This window comes from Streptomyces sp. NPDC001135 (assembly GCF_053598395.1).
In genome coordinates, this window is sequence record NZ_JBSFKD010000069.1 from 1 (window position 1) to 18,016 (window position 18,016).

Genomic DNA, 18,016 nt, shown 5'->3' on the forward strand with positions numbered 1-18,016 from the left:
AACTCCTCGGCGTGGACCGCGCAACGGCCCTGCAGGGGATGTACGACGCCCCGCCGGACCCCGGTGTCCTCTCCGTCGAGCGCTACCGGACGCCCGAGGGCAAGAAGCTGCGCTTCGCCAACGTCTTCGCGGCCAACGACCCCGAGTCGACGCTGATGAACATCAACCAGCTCCTCGACCTCGGCGCCATCCACCGCCCGCTCAACGTGGTCATCAACTGCCGTCCCGACCGCGTCGAACGCAACGGCCAGATGGGCGAGATCATCCCCGACCTCGACCCCGAGCGGGTCTTCGTCATCGGCCACCCGGCCAAGTCCGCCATCGACGCCATCCCCGCCGAGTTCCGCTCGCGCGCCGTGGACCTCGGCGGCGACAAGCGCGACCCCGAGGAGTTCATGGGCACGATGCTGGACATGCTCGGCCCGGACTCGTCGATGGTCGCGATCGGCAACATCCACGGTCAGGGCGAGATCCTGCTGGAGCACCTCGCCGAACTGCCGCCGGACGAGAGCGCCGACGAACCGGCGGCCGCCACGGCCCCGGCCGGCCGGTCCGGGACGGCACCCGCCGCGGCCGACCCCTCCGAGACCATGCAGCTGTACGCGCCCCGCCTCGACCCGTACCAGGGCTACTCGGAGGCGTACGAGTCCCGCTACGCCCAGCAGCTCCCCGCCCAGCGGGATGCCGCGCACCCCTACCCGCAGGGGGAGGGGACGAGCCAGGCGTCGCACGACCAGGCGTACGGCCACGACACGTGGACGCAGCCGCGGTCGTACGACGGCGGCGGGCCCGCCCCCGCCGTCCCGCAGGAACCCGCGGACAGCGGCCGGACGGCCGAACCGGCCGCGTCCCGTGGCCTGTTCGAACCCCGCGTCCCGCCCCAGCCTTCCGCCGACGACAGCCAGCAGTGGCACAGCCCAGGAGAACAGCGTTGATCCCCTCCGTCCTCACCCCCGAGATCGCCGCGATCGGCATCGGCCTGGGCCTGATGTTCTCGCTCATGTGCTACCTGACGACCAACCTGTCGCCGGGCGGCATGATCACCCCGGGCTGGCTCGCGCTCACCCTCATCGAGGACCTCCAGCGCGCCGCCCTGGTCATCGGCGTGACCGTGCTGACGTACCTCGCCACGCTGCTCATGCAGAAGTTCGTGATCCTGTACGGCAAGCGGCTCTTCGCGGCCGTCGTGCTCAGCGGCGTGCTGATCCAGGCCACCGTGATCATCGTGCTGCAGATGGAGTTCCCGCTGCTGTACGCGAACCAGACGCTCGGCTTCATCGTCCCCGGCCTGATCGGCTACCAGCTGGTCCGTCAGCCCAAGGGCGCGACCCTGCTGTCCGTCGCGTCGGTCTCGCTGGCCACCTATGTGGTCCTCACCGCCGGCATCCTCCTGGGCGCCATGCCGACCGCCTGACCCCTTCCGTACCTCACGTACCCCTGGAGCCTCCACCATGCCGAAGCGCAAAGGCCGCCCCGTCCTCCACGCGGCGACGGTCCTGGCGCTGCTCGCGGGCAGCGCGTACTTCACCTACGAGCTGCGCAAGGACGAGCAGGCGAAGCTCCCGGCCGCCCAGACGATCACCGAGAACCTGAACAGCTCGGGCAAGGCGACCGGCAAGCAGACCTGGGAACGGCTGAACAACCCGGCGCGCTCGGTGCTGCGCGACGGCAAGGGCGCCGTCATAGCCACCTTCACGGACGGCGCCCGTACGGCCACCCTCAAGGGCCCGACGCGGACCTTCACCGAACCGGCCAACACCACCACCAAGGTGGTCACCGACGACTGGGTGCGCCTCATGCCGGAGAGCTGGGCCAAGGGCGCCGAGAAGCAGCAGTGGTTCAAGGACTGGTTCAAGCAGTACTACGGCAGCGAGGAGGACGACGTCTTCGCGTTCGCCTTCCAGTACGTCGTGGGCGCGCCGGTCAAGAAGGACGACCAGGGTGTCCAGTACGCGGGGCACGCCACGTACGGCCCGCTCAAGTCCGACGGCGTCGACCGCTACGAGCAGACCGACTTCTACGACTACCTGGGCATCCCCTACACCTTCCGGGACGGCGTGACCGTGTACCCGCAGAAGGACCGCCTGCGGGCCGTGGACTGCTCCGGCTATCTGCGTCTGGTCTACGGCTACCGGGCCCGCTACCCGCTGATGTCGGACAACACCCACGGCGACGGGCTGCCGCGCACCGCCGACGGCATGGCCCGCGGCAAGGAGGGCGTCGACATCATCAAGCTCCAGGGGCCGAGCCCCTGGTACGTACGGCCGCAGCACATCGACGTCCTGCAACCCGGCGACCTGCTGTTCTTCAAGATGGACCACCGCACCGCCAACCACATGGACCACTCCGCGATCTACCTGGGCCCGGACACCGAGGGCCACAAGGTCTTCATCTCCAGCCGCAAGGAGCAGAACGGACCCACCATCGGCGACCAGGGCGGTGTCTCGCGCCTCGACGGCGACGGCTTCTACGCCAAGCTGTTCCGCACCGCGAAGCGGCTGTGAGCAGGGCGGCGGGAGCCGCACCGGGCCCACGGCTTAGAGTGAACCGGTGAACGGCGACTGGCTCCTGCGCGGCCGCGACGGCCGGCTCAGTGTCTACCAGCTGTCGGGCGACTCCGTCCGGGTGCGGGCGGAGCGCGAGCCCGGCGGCCCCTGGACCGACCCCCGAAGGGTGGGCGGCGACCAGCGGCTGCACCCCTCGGTCGGTGTCGGCCGGGGCGCGGACGGCTATGCCCACCTGGTGGCCTGGCGGCCCACGGCCGAGGGCGAGTCGGGCCTGGTGCACTCCACGCACTTCCGCCCGCTGCTCGCGCCCCTGGACTGGAACTCGATCGGTCACCCGAAGAAGAAGGGCGACCGTACGGGCACACCGGCCGTCACCGTCGACGCCCAGGGCCGCGCCCATGTGTTCGTCCGCAACAACGGCGCGGGGGTGCACCACGTCGTCCAGATGGAGAAGGGCGGCTGGGAGCCTTGGCGTGACCTGCGGGGCAGCAAGGTCCAGGACGGACTGGCGGCGGTGACCGGGGAGTCCGGCAGGGTCGAGGTGTACGCGGCCGTTCCCGACGGCATCCTGCACTGGCGCCAGGACGAGCCGGGGGCCCGGCCGGTCATGCAGGAGCCGCTGAAGGCCCCGGTCCGCCCCGGCACCCTGCGCGCCCTGGCGACCTCACCCGAGAGCACGACGGTCTTCTACACGGACACCTCGGGGGACCTGTGCGCCTGGCGCCCCGGCGGCAAGCCGGCGGTCCTGCTGCCCGCGGCGGGCCCCGGCCCGGTCGCGGCGGTCCGCTGCGAACTCGACGGCCACGACTGCACCCTGCTCGCCCAGCGCTCGGCGAGCGGCCGTGTCGCCTTCGCCGCCTACCCCACCGAGACGGAGTCCGCGGGCGCCTGGTGGACGGAGTCGGGCCCGCAGCTGCCCGTGGACGCGTCGGTGGCCCTGACGAAGGACGCCGACGACCGTGTCGTGGCGGCGACGTCGTCCCCGTCCACCGGCCGACTCCTGCTGACCCGCCGCAAGGACGAACCGGGCATGGCGCTGGAGGCGTGGCGGCAGGTCTGAACCTGGGCGAGCAGATCGTCCGCCGGGCGGCGGCCTCCCGCCGTGCCCGGCTCCTCGGACGAGCCGCTGGAAGCACCTTCCCCGAGGGCACGGCCCCGCACGCCTGCCGTGTCCCCTGGTGCGCGCTCTGACCCGGCACACGGAAACGCCGGGCGCCCGCACCCCGGCAGGAGTGCGGGCACCCGGCGTTCACCGGTGGAGCGTTACGCCGGGACGCTCGCCACGCCCGGGGCCAGGAACTTCTTGCCGTTCACGCGCTCCGAGACGCCCTCGCGGTCCAGGTACGGCGTGATGCCGCCCAGGTGGAAGGGCCAGCCGGCGCCCGTGATCAGGCAGAGGTCGATGTCCTGGGCCTCGGCGACGACGCCCTCGTCGAGCATGAGCCCGATCTCCTGCGCCACCGCGTCGAGCACCCGTGCCCGCACCTGCTCCTCGGTCAGGACGACATCGCCCTGCTTCAGCAGCGCGGCGACCTCCGGGTCCAGCTCCGGCTTGCCGCTGTCGTACACGTAGAAGCCGCGCTTGCCCGCCTTGACGACGGCCGCGAGGTTCGGGGAGACGGTGAAGCGGTCCGGGAACGCGCGGTTGAGGGTCTCCGAGACGTGCAGGCCGATCGCGGGACCGACCAGCTCCAGGAGCACCAGCGGGGACATCGGCAGACCGAGCGGCTCGACGGCCTTCTCGGCGACCTCGACCGGAGTGCCCTCGTCGATGACGTTCTGGATCTCGCCCATGAAGCGGGTCAGGATGCGGTTCACGACGAACGCCGGGGCGTCCTTCACCAGAACCGCGGTCTTCTTCAGCTTCTTGGCGACGGCGAAGGCCGTGGCCAGCGAGGCGTCGTCGGTCTTCTCGCCGCGGACGATCTCCAGCAGCGGGAGGATCGCGACCGGGTTGAAGAAGTGGAAGCCCACAACCCGCTCGGGGTGCTTGAGCTTCGACGCCATCTCCGTCACCGACAGCGAGGAGGTGTTGGTCGCGAGGATCGCGTGCGCCGGGGCGACCGCCTCCACCTCCGCGAACACCTGCTGCTTGACACCGATCTCCTCGAAGACGGCCTCGATGACGAAGTCCGCGTCCGCGAAGCCCTCGGCCTTGTCCAGGACACCGGTGACCAGGGCCTTGAGGCGGTTGGCCTTGTCCTGGTTGATGCGGCCCTTGCCGAGCAGCTTGTCGATCTCGGCGTGGACGTAGCCCACACCCTTGTCGACGCGCTCCTGGTCGATGTCGGTCAGCACGACCGGCACCTCCAGGCGGCGCAGGAACAGCAGGGCCAGCTGCGAGGCCATCAGACCGGCGCCGACGACACCGACCTTGGTGACCGGGCGGGCCAGGTTCTTGTCCGGGGCGCCGGCGGGACGCTTGCCGCGCTTCTGGACGAGGTTGAACGCGTAGATGCCGGCGCGCAGTTCGCCGCCCATGATCAGGTCGGCGAGGGCCCGGTCCTCGGCGTCGTACCCCTGCTGCAGGTCGCCGTTCTTGGCGGCGGCGATGATGTCGAGGGCGCGGTAGGCGGCCGGAGCGGCGCCGTGCACCTTGGAGTCCGCGATGAAGCGGCCCTTGGCGACGGCCTGGTCCCAGCCCTCACCGCGGTCGATCACCGGGCGCTCGACCTCGACGTCGCCCTTGAGGACCTGGGCGGTCCAGATCAGCGACTGCTCCAGGAAGTCGGCGCCCTCGAAGATCGCGTCGGCGATGCCGAGCTCGAAGACCTGCTTGCCCTTGAGCTGCTTGTTCTGGTTCAGCGAGTTCTCGATGATGACCGAGACGGCCTTGTCGGCGCCGATCAGGTTCGGCAGCAGCGTGCAGCCGCCCCAGCCGGGGACGAGACCGAGGAAGACCTCGGGGAGCGAGAACGCCGGGATGGCCTTCGACACCGTCCGGTAGGTGCAGTGCAGACCGACCTCGACGCCGCCGCCCATCGCCGCGCCGTTGTAGTAGGCGAAGGTCGGGACGGCCAGGTTCGACAGACGCTTGAAGACCTCGTGGCCGCCCTTGCCGATGGCGAGTGCGTGCTCGTGCTCCTTGAGGATCTCCACGCCCTTGAGGTCGGCGCCGACCGCGAAGATGAACGGCTTGCCGGTGATGCCGACACCGACGATCCCGCCGTCGGCCGCCTCCTTCTCGACCTGGTCGATCGCGGCGTTCAGGTTCGCCAGCGATCCCGGGCCGAAGGTGGTCGGCTTGGTGTGGTCGAAGCCGTTGTCCAGCGTGATCAGCGCGAAGCGGCCGGCACCGGACGGCAGGTCCAGGTGACGTACGTGCGCACTGGTGACGACCTCGTCGGGGAACAGTTCGGAGGCCTGCTTCAGAAGTTCGGCGGTGGTGCTCACTTGTCCCCCTCGAAGTGCGGGTTCTCCCAGATGACCGTCGCGCCCATGCCGAAGCCGACGCACATGGTGGTCAGGCCGTAGCGGGCGTGTCGCTGCTCCTCGAACTGGCGGGCCAGCTGCGTCATCAGGCGGACACCGGAGGAGGCGAGCGGGTGACCGAAGGCGATGGCGCCGCCGTACTGGTTGACGCGCTCGTCGTCGTCCGCGATGCCGTAGTGGTCGAGGAAGGCCAGGACCTGGACGGCGAAGGCCTCGTTGATCTCGAACAGGCCGATGTCGGAGATGGACAGGCCCGCCTTGGCGAGGGCCTTCTCCGTGGCCGGGATCGGGCCGTAGCCCATGACCTCCGGCTCGACGCCCGCGAAGGCGTACGACACCAGGCGCATCTTCACCGGCAGGCCGTTCTCGCGGGCGAAGTCCTCGCTCGCGATGATCGACGCGGTGGCACCGTCGTTCAGACCGGCCGCGTTGCCGGCGGTGACCCGGCCGTGGACGCGGAACGGCGTCTTCAGGCCGGAGAGGTTCTCCAGGGTGGTCCCCGGGCGCATCGGCTCGTCGGCGGTGACCAGGCCCCAGCCCGTCTCGCCGGCCTCCGGGTTGGTCCGGCGCACCGAGATCGGCACCAGGTCCTGCTGGATCTTGCCGTTGGCGTACGCCTTCGCGGCCTTCTCCTGCGAGCGCACCGCGTACTCGTCGGCACGCAGCTTGGTGATCTGCGGGTAGCGGTCGTGCAGGTTCTCCGCCGTCATGCCCATGAACAGGGCGGACTCGTCGACGAGCTTCTCGGAGACGAACCGCGGGTTCGGGTCCACGCCCTCGCCCATCGGGTGGCGGCCCATGTGCTCCACGCCACCGGCGATGACGGCGTCGTAGGCACCGAAGGCGATCGAACCGGCGGTCGTCGTCACGGCGGTCAGGGCGCCGGCGCACATGCGGTCGATGGAGTAGCCGGGCACGGACTGCGGCAGACCGGCGAGGATCCCGGCGGTGCGGCCGAGGGTGAGCCCCTGGTCACCGATCTGCGTGGTCGCGGCGATGGCGACCTCGTCGATCTTCTTCGGGTCCAGACCGGGGTTGCGGCGCAGCAGCTCCCGGATCGCCTTCACGACGAGGTCGTCGGCGCGGGTCTCGTGGTAGATGCCCTTCGGGCCCGCCTTGCCGAACGGGGTGCGGACGCCGTCGACGAAGACGACGTCCCTGACGGTACGAGGCACGATGGCTCTCCTCCAGATGCGGGATGGCACTGCTGCGCTGCGCTGAGCGCGCGCTCAGTCCCCATGCTACTTATGAGTAACGTAGCTGCACAGCCCTGGACCGGGGAGCGGTGAACGTCACACCTTCCCCGCCGTCACCCCCCTGACGGGGGCATCGCGTGCGGGCAATCGCCGACAGTGCCGGACGCGTCGGCCGGCGCGGGGGTGACCGCGCGGGGGGCAGCCGTCCACGACGATTTCCGTACCCCCTTCCTCTGTATACCGCGCCGGGATATTGGCGCGATTTCGACGTTTCCTTCACAACGGCTTCATCAGGGGTGGCCCGGGGTTGATTGCGGAGCGCCTGAAGCCGGTGCTAGAGTCCGTTCCTATACGTTGTAGAGGAGGTTAGTGTGAGTGACCCGGCCGCTCATCGCCGGCGCTGGTGGATCCTGGGCGTACTAAGCCTTTCCCTGCTGACCGTCGTACTGGACAACACGGTTCTCAATGTCGCCCTGCCCTCATTGGTGAAGGACTTAGGAGCGAGTACCGCCGAAACCCAGTGGATCGTCAATTCCTATTCGCTTGCCCAGGCCGGACTGTTGTTGACCGCCGGGAACGTGGCGGACCGGTACGGACGCAAGCGGGCGCTGCTCCTCGGGCTCAGCGTCTTCGGTCTGGGATCTCTTGGCGCGGCCTTCTCCGCGACGCCGGTCCAGCTGATTCTCACCCGCGCATTCATGGGGATCGGCGGCTCCTTCCTCATGACCACCACGCTGGCGCTGGTCATGCAGATCTTCCCCGACTCCGAGCGTCCCAAGGCCATCGGCGTATGGGCCGGGGTCAGCGCTCTCGGATTCACCGCGGGGCCCGTGGTCGGCGGATTCATGCTCGACCACGCGTGGTGGGGGTCGATCTTCCTGATCAACCTTCCCGTGGCGGCCGTCAGCCTTGTCGCGGTCGTCCTCATGGTGCCGGAGTCGAAGAATTCCACGGGAGGCCGGCCCGACCTCGTGGGGGCTGTTCTCTCCGTCGCCGGAATGGTCGGCATCGTTTATGCCGTCATCGTCAGCCCGTCGAAAGGGTGGGGGTCGGGCGAGACCCTTGTCCCGGGTGCGGCCGGGCTCCTGTGCATGGGGTTCTTCATTCTCTGGGAGCGCCGCATCCCCCATCCCATGCTCAGCATGACCCTTTTCCAGGACCGCATGTTCAGTTTCGCCGCGGCCGGCGGCATCCTTGTCGCCTTCGGCATGAGCGGAGCCCTGTTCGTACTCACCCAGTATTTGCAGTTCCTGGAGGGATTCAGTCCGATCAAGGCCGGCTTCGCCACCGCCCCGATGGCGGCGACCGTGGTCGTGTTCAACCTGACGGGGACCGGTGCCCGGGTGCTGCGGCGGATCGGCTCCGGCCGTGCCGTCATGGTGGGAATCCCGCTGCTCGCCGCGGGACTGGCGACGGCCGGGTTCTTCGTCCGGGACGGCTACCCGGGGATCCTCGTGGGGCTGGTCCTGGTCGGTGCCGGAGTCGGACTCGCCATGCCCGCGGTGGCGAACGCGATCATGACGGCGATCTCGCGGAAGCGCGCGGGCACCGGCGCCGGGGTCAACGGCACTCTCCAGGAACTCGGCGCCAGCCTGGGGGTGGCGGTGCTGGGTGCCGTCCTCTCCGCGCGATTCACGTCCTCGCTGCCGAGCGTGCTGCACAACGAAGGAAATCAGTCCCTGCCGGCCGCTCTGGCCAAGGCGGCGGCTCTGCCCGGTTCCGAGGCACTCGCCGAGGACGCGAAGGACGCTTTCGTCGCGGGCTTGTCCACCAGCCAGATCACCGGTGCCGTCCTCCTCTTCGTCGGTGGTCTCGTCGTGGGGCGGACCCTGCGCCGTGCCGAGCGCACCCACCCGGGTCAGCCGGCGCAGAGCGGTGCGCAGCGACCGAAGGCACCGTCCTCGGCCGGCAACCACGACTGACCCGCACAGGGTGCTCCACCCCCGAAGCAGTGCCTGACCGGAACACGGCGGCACCGCCCCGCGGCCGGATGCCGTGGGGCGGTGCTCAGGCGCCCAGCCAGGCCACCAGGTCCCTCTTGAGGACCTTTCCGCTGGCGCCGACCGGGAGCGCGTCGACGAACTCCACACGCCGCGGATACTTGTACGCCGCCATCCGCTGCCTGCTCCAGGCCACGAGCTCCGCCGCGAGTTCGGGGCCGGGTACCGCCCCGGACGCCGCGATCACCACCGCGCAGACCTCCTCGCCGTGGGTGGTGTCCGGAACGCCGACGACGGCGACCTGTGCCACGGCCGGGTGCCGCATGAGGACCTCCTCGACCTCGCGGGGGTACACGTTGTAGCCGTTGCGCAGCACCATGTCCTTCTTGCGGTCCACGAGGATGAGGTAGCCCTCCTCGTCCTTCACACCGAGGTCGCCGGAGCGGAACCAGCCGTCCACCATCACCTCGGCCGTGGCCTTTGGCCGGCCGAGATAGCCGGCCATCACGTTGTGGCCGCGGATGACGACCTCTCCGATCTCGTTCGGCGGGAGCAGCTCGATGCGGTCCTCCACGTCGGGCCGGGCGATCTCGACGTCGACCCCCCACACCGGCCGGCCGACCGTCCCCGGGCGGCGCGGCCACGCCCGCTGGTTGTAGGCGACCACCGGGGAGGTCTCCGTCAGGCCGTAGCCCTCGTAGATCGGGCAGCCGAACACCTCCTCGAAGTCCTCCAGGACCGCGACCGGCAGCGCCGATCCCCCGGAGAACGCCCGGTCCAGACGCGGCCGGTGACCGGCCCGGTCGACGGCGTCGAGCAGCGCGATGTACATGGTCGGCACGCCCATGAAGACCGTGCACCGGTGGGTCACCATCAGCTCGAGGGCCCGCGGGGCGTCGAAGGCGGGCATCAGCACCATGGTCCCGCCGGCCCGGAAGCAGACCCCCATGCCGCAGAGCTGCCCGAAGGTGTGGAAGAGCGGCAGCACCCCGAGCAGCACGTCATCGGCCTGGAAGCCGAAGGGGGACAGCATCGAGACGGTGATGTTCATGGTGACGTTGAGGTGGGTGAGCATCGCCCCCTTGGGCCGGCCGGTGGTGCCGGAGGTGTAGAGGATCAACGCGATGTCGTCCGGCTCGCACGGGCGGTAGGTGTCGACGGGGACGGCCTGTTCGGCGAGCACATCCAGACGGGGGCCCGCGGTGTCGTCGTCCGCCAGCACCGTGAGCACCGGTACGCCGGCCTGCTCGGCGCCCGGATGGCCCTCACCGAGCAACGGCGCGGCACAGACCAGGGCGGCGGCACCGCAGTCCCGCAGCGCGTAGCCGATCTCCTCCGCCTTGAGGAGGGCGTGCAACGGCACCACGGTCGCGCCGAGCGCCAGGGCGCCGAAGTACACCTTGGGGAAGTGCGGTGTGTTCGTCAGCAGCAGCGCGACCCTGTCGCCCGGACCGATCCCGTGGTTCCGCAGCACCGACGCGTACTGGCGTGCCTGCTCCCACAGACCGCGATAGGTGATCTCCTGCGACGCGCAGACGACGGCCGGGTGGTCCGGGCGGCAGGCCGCGGACTCGGCGAGTACGGCTGCCAGGGACAGGGACATAAGGGCTCCACAGGTCGATCGGTTTCCAGGCCACGGGGCGCCGGCGGACGGTGGGCGAACCCTCCGGCCACCGCCCGCCGGCGCCCCGTACCCCGCGCGCGGCGCGTCCCGTCGGGGACCCGCGCCCGGGCGGGTCAGGCGTTGCGGGCTTCGCCGCCGCGGGGCAGGCCCAGTTCCTGCCAGACGTCCTCGAGGGCTTCGGCGAACTTCCTGACGTCGGCGGGTGTGTGGGTGGCGGAGGGGGTGGCCCGCAGGATCTCCTCCCCGACCCGGACGCTCGGCGCGTTGATGGACTGCACATAGATCCCGTACCGCTCCAGGAGCAGGGCGCACGCCTTGCGGCACCGTTCGTCGTCGCCGACGAAGACGGAGACGATGTGGGTCTCGGACGACAGGAAGGGGATACCGCGCTCGGTGAGCAGCCGGTGCAGCAACTGGGCGTTCTCCGCGAGCCGTTGACGCTCCTCCTCGGACGACCGCAGGTGCCGGATCGCGGCGAGGGCACCGGCGGCGGTGGCCGGCGGGAGCGACGTGGTGAAGATGAAGGGCCGGGAGAAGCCGCGGACGGACTCGACCAGCGCCGCCGGTCCGGCGATGTATCCACCGGCCGTACCGAAGCCCTTGGCCAGAGTGCCCATGACGACCGTGAAGTCGTCGGCGATTCCCTCGCGTGCCGCGATGCCCGCGCCCTCGGGCCCGTACATCCCGACCGCGTGCACCTCGTCGAGGAACGTGGTGGCGCCGAACCGCTTGGCCAGCGCGGCCGTCTCGGCGAGCGGCGCGATGTCACCGGACATGGAGTACACCGACTCCAGGACGATCAGCTTGGGGCGGTCCGGGTCGGCGGCGGCCAGCAGCTCCTCGAGGTGGGCCATGTCGTTGTGGCGGAAGATGCGCTTCTCCGCGCCGCTGTGCCGCAGGCCGTCGATGATGGACGCGTGGTTCAACTCGTCGGAGAAGACCAGCGTGTTCGGGGCGCGCCCGGCGATGACGGACAGCGATCCGTCGTTGGCCGTGTATCCGGAGGGGAAGATGACGGCGGCTTCCTTGCCGTGCAGCGCCGCGACCTCCTTTTCCAGCAGCACATGGAGATGGTTGGTCCCGCTGATGTTCCGGGAACCGCCCGCGCCGGCCCCGAACGCGTCGACGGCGTCCTTCACGGCTTCGAGAACGGCGGGATGCTGCCCCATACCGAGATAGTCGTTGCTGCACCACACATTGATGTCCCGGTCGGTGTCCTCGAACGACCGACGCGCGACGGCGCTGGGGAACTTCCCCGCACGCCGGCCGACCTCCAGGAATTCCCGCCACTGAGCGCCGAATTCCGCCATCTCGCGGGAGAAGAACTCCAGGTGCTGGTTCATTGCGCTGACTCGCTCTCCATGTGGTACCAGTCCGAAAGTAAAGTTGTGTGATGTATCAGGAGGCATCCGAAGAACCGGGAGAACCGGACGACGGAGCCGTTGCCTCGGCGCGCAGGAGCTGCTTGTCGGGCTTGCCCGAGGCGGTGAGAGGCAGCCGTTCCCGCAGGGCGATGACGGCGGGTGCGTGGAACGGCGACAGGGCGGCCGTGACGTGGGCGCGCAGCTCCGCCACCCAGGCCTCCGGCTCCCGGCCGGGGCCGCGGAGCCCGTCCTGCCCGTGGCGCAGCACCACCGCGGCGTGGACGTGCTCGACCTCGTCACCGTCCCGGACTCCGTAGACCGCCGCCTGGGCGACCTGCGGGTGGGACAGCAACGCGCTCTCGACGGCGGTGGGATGGACCTTCTCGCCCTTGCTCTTGATGACGTCGCCGAGCCGGCCGACGAGGTGCAGATGGCCCTCGTGGTCCAGACGGCCGAGGTCTCCGGTGTGGAACCAGCCGTCGCGCAGGACGCTCCGGGACCCGTCGTCGTCGCCCCCGTACCCGTCCATCATGACCGGCGAGCGGACGCACACCTCGCCGGTCGCCGCCGGCGGCAGTTCCTGTCCGGTCTCCGGGTCCCGGACGACCACCTCGACACCCGGAATCGGGCGTCCGACACCGGCGAGGAGGTCCGCCCGGAAGTGGTCGGGCGGCGTCAGCACGCTGATGCCCCAGCTCTCCGTCGTCCCGTACGTCTGGATCAGGACGGGTCCGAAGGCCCGCACGGCCTGCTCCAGGCGGGCCGGGGACGCCGGGCAGCCGCCGTAGATCAGCTGCTGGAGGCTGGTCAGATCGGCCGAGCCGAAGCCGGGGTGGTCGAGGAGCGCGTAGATGTGCGGAACGGCCAGGAAGGTACGGGTCACACGGTGCGCGGACACCGCCTCGAGGACCGCTCCCGCGTCGAACTCCTCGTGCAGCACGACCGTCCCGCCCGAGGTGAGCGCGGAGTCCACCATGGGCCCGATCGTGTGGCTGAGCGGGGTGGTGACGAGCATCCGCGGCCGGCTGCCGGAGTCCACGGTGGTGGCGACCATGTGGTTCCAGGCGGCCAGCGAGCGCCGCACACCCTTGGGCCGGCCGGTGGAACCACTGGTGTACGTGGTGACGGCGGGCACCTGGGGGACGAGCGACGCCAGCGCGACGGGATCGGTGAGGGCCTCCTCGTCCCCGGCCTCCGCGGTGAGGTCGAGGAAGCCGTCGGCCGGGCCCTGAAGGCACGCCAGGGTGAGCGGTCCGGGCACGTGGCCCCGGACCGCCCGGGCCTGCTCCACCCCGGCCGCGTCGGTGACCAGCAGCGCGGCCCCGGTCTCCGCCAGGGCGGCGGCCTGAGCGGCCGCGGGCAGGACGGCGCCCGAGGACGCCGCGTTGGTGGAACCGACGTGGACCACGCCCGCACCGAGCAGGTGCGCCGCGTACCGGGCCACCAGCATGTCCGGGCTGTTGGGCGCGGTGAGGACGCCCAGGACCGTCTGTGGCCCCACCCCGTGGGCCGCGAGGCCGGCCGCCACGGTGACGACCGCCCCGGAGAGTTCGCGTGCGGTGCGGACACGGTCGGGGCACCGTACGACGATGCGCTCCGGCTCCTCGCGCAGGGCCGCGAGGAGGCTGCCCACGTAGTGGGGGTGCTCCCGCGCCGGACACGCGGGAGCGGACTGCGGTTGCGGGGTCATGCCGTGGAGGCCTGCGCCGCGGCGTGCTCGGTCGCGCGGACGACGCTGCGGGGCCGCATGTCGGTCCACTGGGCCTCGATGTGGTCCAGGCACTCCTGGCGGCCGGCCTTCTCGTGCGCGATGTGCCAGCCGGCGGGAACGTCGGTGTACGCGGGCCAGAGCGAGTACTGACCCTCGTCGTTCACCAGCACCAGGTATTCGCCGTCGTTGTTCTCGAAGGGGTTGGACACGGTCGTGTACCTCTCTGTCGTTTCCTTGTCTGCGCCCGGGCAGGGCATGTCGCGCCGCATGCGTCGGACACCTCCGCACGGCGGCGCGAAGGGTGATGTGTCGGGGGAGTCAGTCCGTCGTGCCGAGCTTGTCCGCGACCACCTTCGCGATCTCGGCAAGCGGTCCTGGCTGCACCATGTTCCGGTGCTCGCAGGCGATCGGGTGGTCCTCGATGCGGCCCTCGATGTGCGGTCGCCAACTCCGCGCCGTCGGTGCCTTGTCGTCCCGGCCCGCCGTGGCCGTGAAGTGGAGGAGGTCCCCCCGGAAACGGACGGGGTCGAATCCCCTGAGCAGCTTGTTGTTGTTGATGAAGATGTCCATGAGCGCGGCGGTGCTCCGCTCGTCGAGACTGGCGAGCGCGCTGCCCTGCCGCCGGAGGATGTCCAGCGTGGCCGCCCGGTCCAGTCCGTTCCCCGCGTCCGCACCGGGATCGATCCCGACGAAGTGCAGGAGGTCGGCGAGGAGTTCCCGCTCCAGGCCCCCGTCCCCGCCGTGGTCCTGTTCCGGAACGATCGGGTAGGCGTCGAGCATCGCCAGCAACCCGACCGTCTCGCCCTTGTCCTGCAGCCGGGTGGCGATCACATGCGCCACCATGCCGCCGAAGGACCAGCCCAGCAGGTGGTACGGGCCCTCCGGCTGCACCGCCCTGATCTGCTCCAGGTAGTCGTCGGCCATCTCCTCGATGGTCGCCGGCAACGGGGTCGCCTCGGCGAGCCCCCGGGCCTGGAGGCCGTAGATCGGACGGTCCGGCCCGAGGTGCTGGAGCAGCCCGGCATAGCACCAGCTCAGGCCACCTCCCGGGTGGATGCAGAACAGCGGGGCCCGGGTGCCGTTGGCCCGCAGCGGCAGCAGGACGTCCAGTGCGCCCTCGCTGGTGTCCACGCCCAGCCGCGCGGCCAGGCCGGCCACGGTCGGCGCCTCGAACACGCTGCGGATCGACAGCTCCACGCCCAGCAGGTCGTGCACCCGGTTGATCAGCCGGGTCGCCAGCAGGGAGTGGCCGCCCAGGTCGAAGAAGCTGCTGTCGATGCCGACCCGGGGCAGGCCCAGGACCTCGGCGAAGACACCGCACAGGATCTCCTCCTGGGGGGTGCGCGGGCCCCGCCCGGAGGATGCGATGTCGAGCACCGGGGCGGGCAGGGCCCGCCGGTCCACCTTGCCGCTGGGGGTCAGCGGCATCGCGTCCAGCACGACGACCGCGGACGGCACCATGTGCTCGGGCAGCGCACCGGACAGGTAGGTGATGCCCGCCAGGTAGGTGCGGAGGGCCGGGACGTCCACCTCGCGTCCGGGGACGGGCACGACGTAGCCGACGAGGCGCCCCTCGCCCGGGCCGTCGGTCCGCAGCGCCACCGCCGCCTGGGAGACGTCGGGGTGCCCGGCCAGGACCGTCTCGATCTCGCCCAGTTCCACGCGCATGCCCCGGACCTTGACCTGGGAGTCGGCGCGGCCGAGGTACTCCAGCTCACCGTCGGTGTTCCAGCGGACGAGGTCGCCGGTGCGGTACATCCGCTCGCCGGGACCACCGAAGGGGTTGGCGACGAAGCGTTCCGCCGTCAGCCCCGGGCGGTCCCAGTAGCCGCGGGCCAGGGCCGTGCCGGCCAGGTACAGTTCGCCGGTCACTCCGGTCGGTACCGGGGTCAGTCCGTCGTCCAGGACGTATGCCTGCGTGTTCCAGATGGGCCCGCCGATCGGCGCCGTCGCCCCCCAGCGTGCCACGTCCTCGGGGACGGTGTGGGCGGTGACCAGGTGGGTTTCCGAGGGGCCGTAGTGGTTGTGCAGCCGACGACCGGGACGAGCCGTGACGAAGTCCCGCACGGCCGGAGTCAGACGCAGGGCTTCGCCGCCCTGGCCGATGTGACGGAGGTCGGGGAGTGTGCGGTCCTGTTCCAGTGCCGCCTGGCACACGGCTTCGACCATGACGGTGGGTGCGTACAGTTCCTGGATCCGGTGTTCTTCGAGCCAGTGGACGAACCGGGTCGCGTCGCGTCGTACGTCGGCGTCGGGGACCACCAGTCGCTTCCCTGATCCCAGGGTCTCCAGGATCTCCTGTGCCGAGACGTCGAAGCTGATCGCGGTGAACTGTGCCACCGAGGCTCCCGGTTCACCGCCGATGGACGTCATGTGCCAGGCGATCAGGTTGGCCAGCGCGCCCACGGTCATCACGACGCCCTTGGGGGTGCCGGTGGAGCCGGAGGTGTAGATGACGTACGCCGGGGACTGGGGGAGGACGATGCCACGACGCTCACCCGGGTCCACGTCCGCTGCCGGCAGTTGCGCGAGTTCGCCGGTCACCGCCGGGTCATCCAGCAGCACCCGCGTCACGCCGTCCGGGAGCCCGGAAGCGACGTCTTCGGTGCTCACCATCAGCACCGGGCCGGCGTCCTCCACCATGAACGCCAGGCGTTCGGCGGGGTAGTCGAGATCGAGGGGCAGGTAGGCGGCGCCGGTCTTGAGGACCGCCAGGAAGGCGACGATCAGTTCGGCCGAGCGGGGTACGGCGAGTGCGACCAGCTGCTCGGGTCCGGCGCCCCGGGCGATCAGCAGGCGTGCCAGACGGTTGGCCCGCTCATTCAGCTCGCGGTACGACAGCTCGGTGGTGTCGAAGACCAGTGCCGGTGCGTCGGGTGTGGCGCGCACCTGCGCCTCGAAGCCCTCGGACAGCACACCGGGCACCGCCACGTCCCGGTGGGTGTCGTTCCGCTGGACCACGAGCCGGTCACGCTCATCCGCCGACAGCAGATCCACCGCTGCGACACGCTTGTCGGGCTCGGCCACGACCTGTTCCAGGACCCGTACCAGTCGTTCGACCAGGGACTCGACGGTGCCGCGGTCGAAGAGGTCCGTGCTGTATTCCACGAAGCCCTCGAGCCCGGACGGGGTGCCGGTGCCGGAGATCCGCTCGTCGATGCTGAACAGCAGGTCGAAGCGGGAGGTGCCCGTCCCGACCGGTGTGCTGTGTGCCGTGATGCCGGGCAGGGACAGCTCGCCCGTCTTCGCGCTCTGGAAGGCCAGCATGACCTGGAACAGGGGGTGGTGGGAGAGCGAGCGGGTGGGGTTGAGGACCTCCACCAGGTGCTCGAAGGGGACGTCCTGGTGGGCGTAGGCGGCGAGGTCCGTCTCACGGACGCGGGCGAGGAGCTCACGGAACGTCGGGTCGCCGGAGACGTCGGTGCGCAGGACGAGGGTGTTGACGAAGAATCCGACGAGGTCGTCGAGTGCTTCGTCCATGCGGCCGGCGATGGGGGAGCCCAGGGGGATGTCGGAGCCGGCGCCCAGGCGCTTGAGCAGGACCGCGAGTCCGGCCTGCAGCACCATGAACACACTCGCCCCGCACTGCCGGGCGAGCGCCACGATCCTGCCGTGCAGCTCGGGGCTGATCGTCAGGGGGAGCGCGTCACCCGCGTAACTGGCCACCGCCGGACGCGGGCGGTCCACCGGGAGCTCCAACTGCTCCGGAATGCCCTCCAACGCCTCGGTCCAGAACTGCACCTGCCGGCCCGCGAGGCTGTCGGGGTCCTTCTCGTCGCCGAGCAGGCCGTGCTGCCACAGGGTGTAGTCCACGTACTGCACCGGAAGCCTGGTCCAGCCGGGCGTCCGGCCCTCCACCCGTGCCGCGTACGCCTCACCGACGTCCCGCGACAAGGGGCCCATGGACCAGCCGTCGCCGGCGATGTGGTGCAGCACCAGCAGGAGGACGTGCTCGGTCGGCGACAGAGCGAACAGCGTCACGCGCAGCGGAGTCTCCGTGGCGAGGTCGAATCCGTACCGCGCGGCCTCGGCCAGCCGCGTCGGGAGCTCTTCTTCGGCCGTGTCGACGACGAAGAGCCCCGACGTGGCCTCGGACACGTCGAGCACGTGCTGGCGCGGGCCCTCCGCACCGTCGGAGAACCTGGTCCGCAGGGTCTCGTGGCGTTGGATGACGTCGTGGAGGGCTGCTTGGAGGGCGGTGTGGTCGAGGTGTCCGGTCAGCCGGATCGCCATGGGCATGTT

General features: G+C 70.5%; 12 protein-coding genes and 1 pseudogene. 6 read left to right on the top strand and 7 right to left on the bottom strand.

Annotated features, from left to right (window positions below; all coding sequences use genetic code 11):
• From ACWC94_RS41800 to ACWC94_RS41820, 5 genes and pseudogenes are all read left to right on the top strand, one after another.
• Nucleotides 1–935, top strand: a pseudogene (locus ACWC94_RS41800) (poly-gamma-glutamate synthase PgsB); the annotation flags it as partial.
• The gene (locus tag ACWC94_RS41805) at nucleotides 932–1,414 is read left to right on the top strand and encodes a poly-gamma-glutamate biosynthesis protein PgsC/CapC (RefSeq protein WP_351251157.1); all 483 of its coding nucleotides are present in this window, start codon (nucleotides 932–934) and stop codon (nucleotides 1,412–1,414) included. The pseudogene ACWC94_RS41800 and the gene ACWC94_RS41805, both read left to right, overlap by 4 nt.
• 37 nt (nucleotides 1,415–1,451) lie before the next feature.
• The gene (locus ACWC94_RS41810) at nucleotides 1,452–2,504 is read left to right on the top strand and encodes an NlpC/P60 family protein (RefSeq protein ID WP_450802955.1); all 1,053 of its coding nucleotides are present in this window, start codon (nucleotides 1,452–1,454) and stop codon (nucleotides 2,502–2,504) included.
• A gap of 46 nt (nucleotides 2,505–2,550) precedes the next feature.
• Nucleotides 2,551–3,567, top strand: a complete 1,017-nt coding sequence (locus tag ACWC94_RS41815) for a hypothetical protein (RefSeq protein WP_450802957.1) — start codon at nucleotides 2,551–2,553, stop codon at nucleotides 3,565–3,567.
• A complete protein-coding gene (locus ACWC94_RS41820; protein WP_450802959.1) occupies nucleotides 3,552–3,698 on the top strand; it encodes a hypothetical protein in 147 nt (48 codons plus the stop codon). Before ACWC94_RS41815 ends, ACWC94_RS41820 begins: the two co-directional genes overlap by 16 nt.
• A 72-nt stretch (nucleotides 3,699–3,770) precedes the next feature.
• Here the strand turns inward: ACWC94_RS41820 and ACWC94_RS41825 are convergent, their stop codons facing one another.
• Nucleotides 3,771–5,900, bottom strand: a complete 2,130-nt coding sequence (locus ACWC94_RS41825) for a 3-hydroxyacyl-CoA dehydrogenase NAD-binding domain-containing protein (protein ID WP_450802961.1) — start codon at nucleotides 5,898–5,900, stop codon at nucleotides 3,771–3,773.
• A complete protein-coding gene (locus ACWC94_RS41830) occupies nucleotides 5,897–7,114 on the bottom strand; it encodes a thiolase family protein (protein ID WP_450802963.1) in 1,218 nt (405 codons plus the stop codon). The genes ACWC94_RS41825 and ACWC94_RS41830 overlap by 4 nt, the downstream gene beginning before the upstream one ends.
• 392 nt (nucleotides 7,115–7,506) lie before the next feature.
• Between ACWC94_RS41830 and ACWC94_RS41835 the strand changes: the two genes are divergently transcribed.
• Entirely contained in the window at nucleotides 7,507–9,057 is a 1,551-nt protein-coding gene (locus ACWC94_RS41835; protein ID WP_450802965.1) for an MFS transporter, read from the top strand.
• 85 nt (nucleotides 9,058–9,142) lie between these two features.
• Here ACWC94_RS41835 and ACWC94_RS41840 read toward each other — a convergent pair whose 3' ends face one another.
• The 5 genes from ACWC94_RS41840 to ACWC94_RS41860 form a co-directional block, all read right to left on the bottom strand.
• Entirely contained in the window at nucleotides 9,143–10,678 is a 1,536-nt protein-coding gene (locus tag ACWC94_RS41840) for a long-chain-fatty-acid--CoA ligase (RefSeq protein ID WP_450802967.1), read from the bottom strand.
• A gap of 134 nt (nucleotides 10,679–10,812) precedes the next feature.
• Complete coding sequence (gene hemA / locus ACWC94_RS41845) at nucleotides 10,813–12,042, bottom strand: 5-aminolevulinate synthase (protein ID WP_450802968.1); 1,230 nt, start codon at nucleotides 12,040–12,042, stop codon at nucleotides 10,813–10,815.
• A 55-nt stretch (nucleotides 12,043–12,097) separates the two neighbouring features.
• Entirely contained in the window at nucleotides 12,098–13,753 is a 1,656-nt protein-coding gene (locus ACWC94_RS41850; RefSeq protein ID WP_450802970.1) for a class I adenylate-forming enzyme family protein, read from the bottom strand.
• A complete protein-coding gene (locus tag ACWC94_RS41855) occupies nucleotides 13,750–13,983 on the bottom strand; it encodes an MbtH family protein (protein ID WP_450802971.1) in 234 nt (77 codons plus the stop codon). Before ACWC94_RS41855 ends, ACWC94_RS41850 begins: the two co-directional genes overlap by 4 nt.
• Before the next feature lie 109 nt (nucleotides 13,984–14,092).
• Nucleotides 14,093–18,016 (bottom strand): non-ribosomal peptide synthetase (locus ACWC94_RS41860; protein ID WP_450802973.1); only part of this gene is annotated, 3,924 nt, incomplete at its 5' end.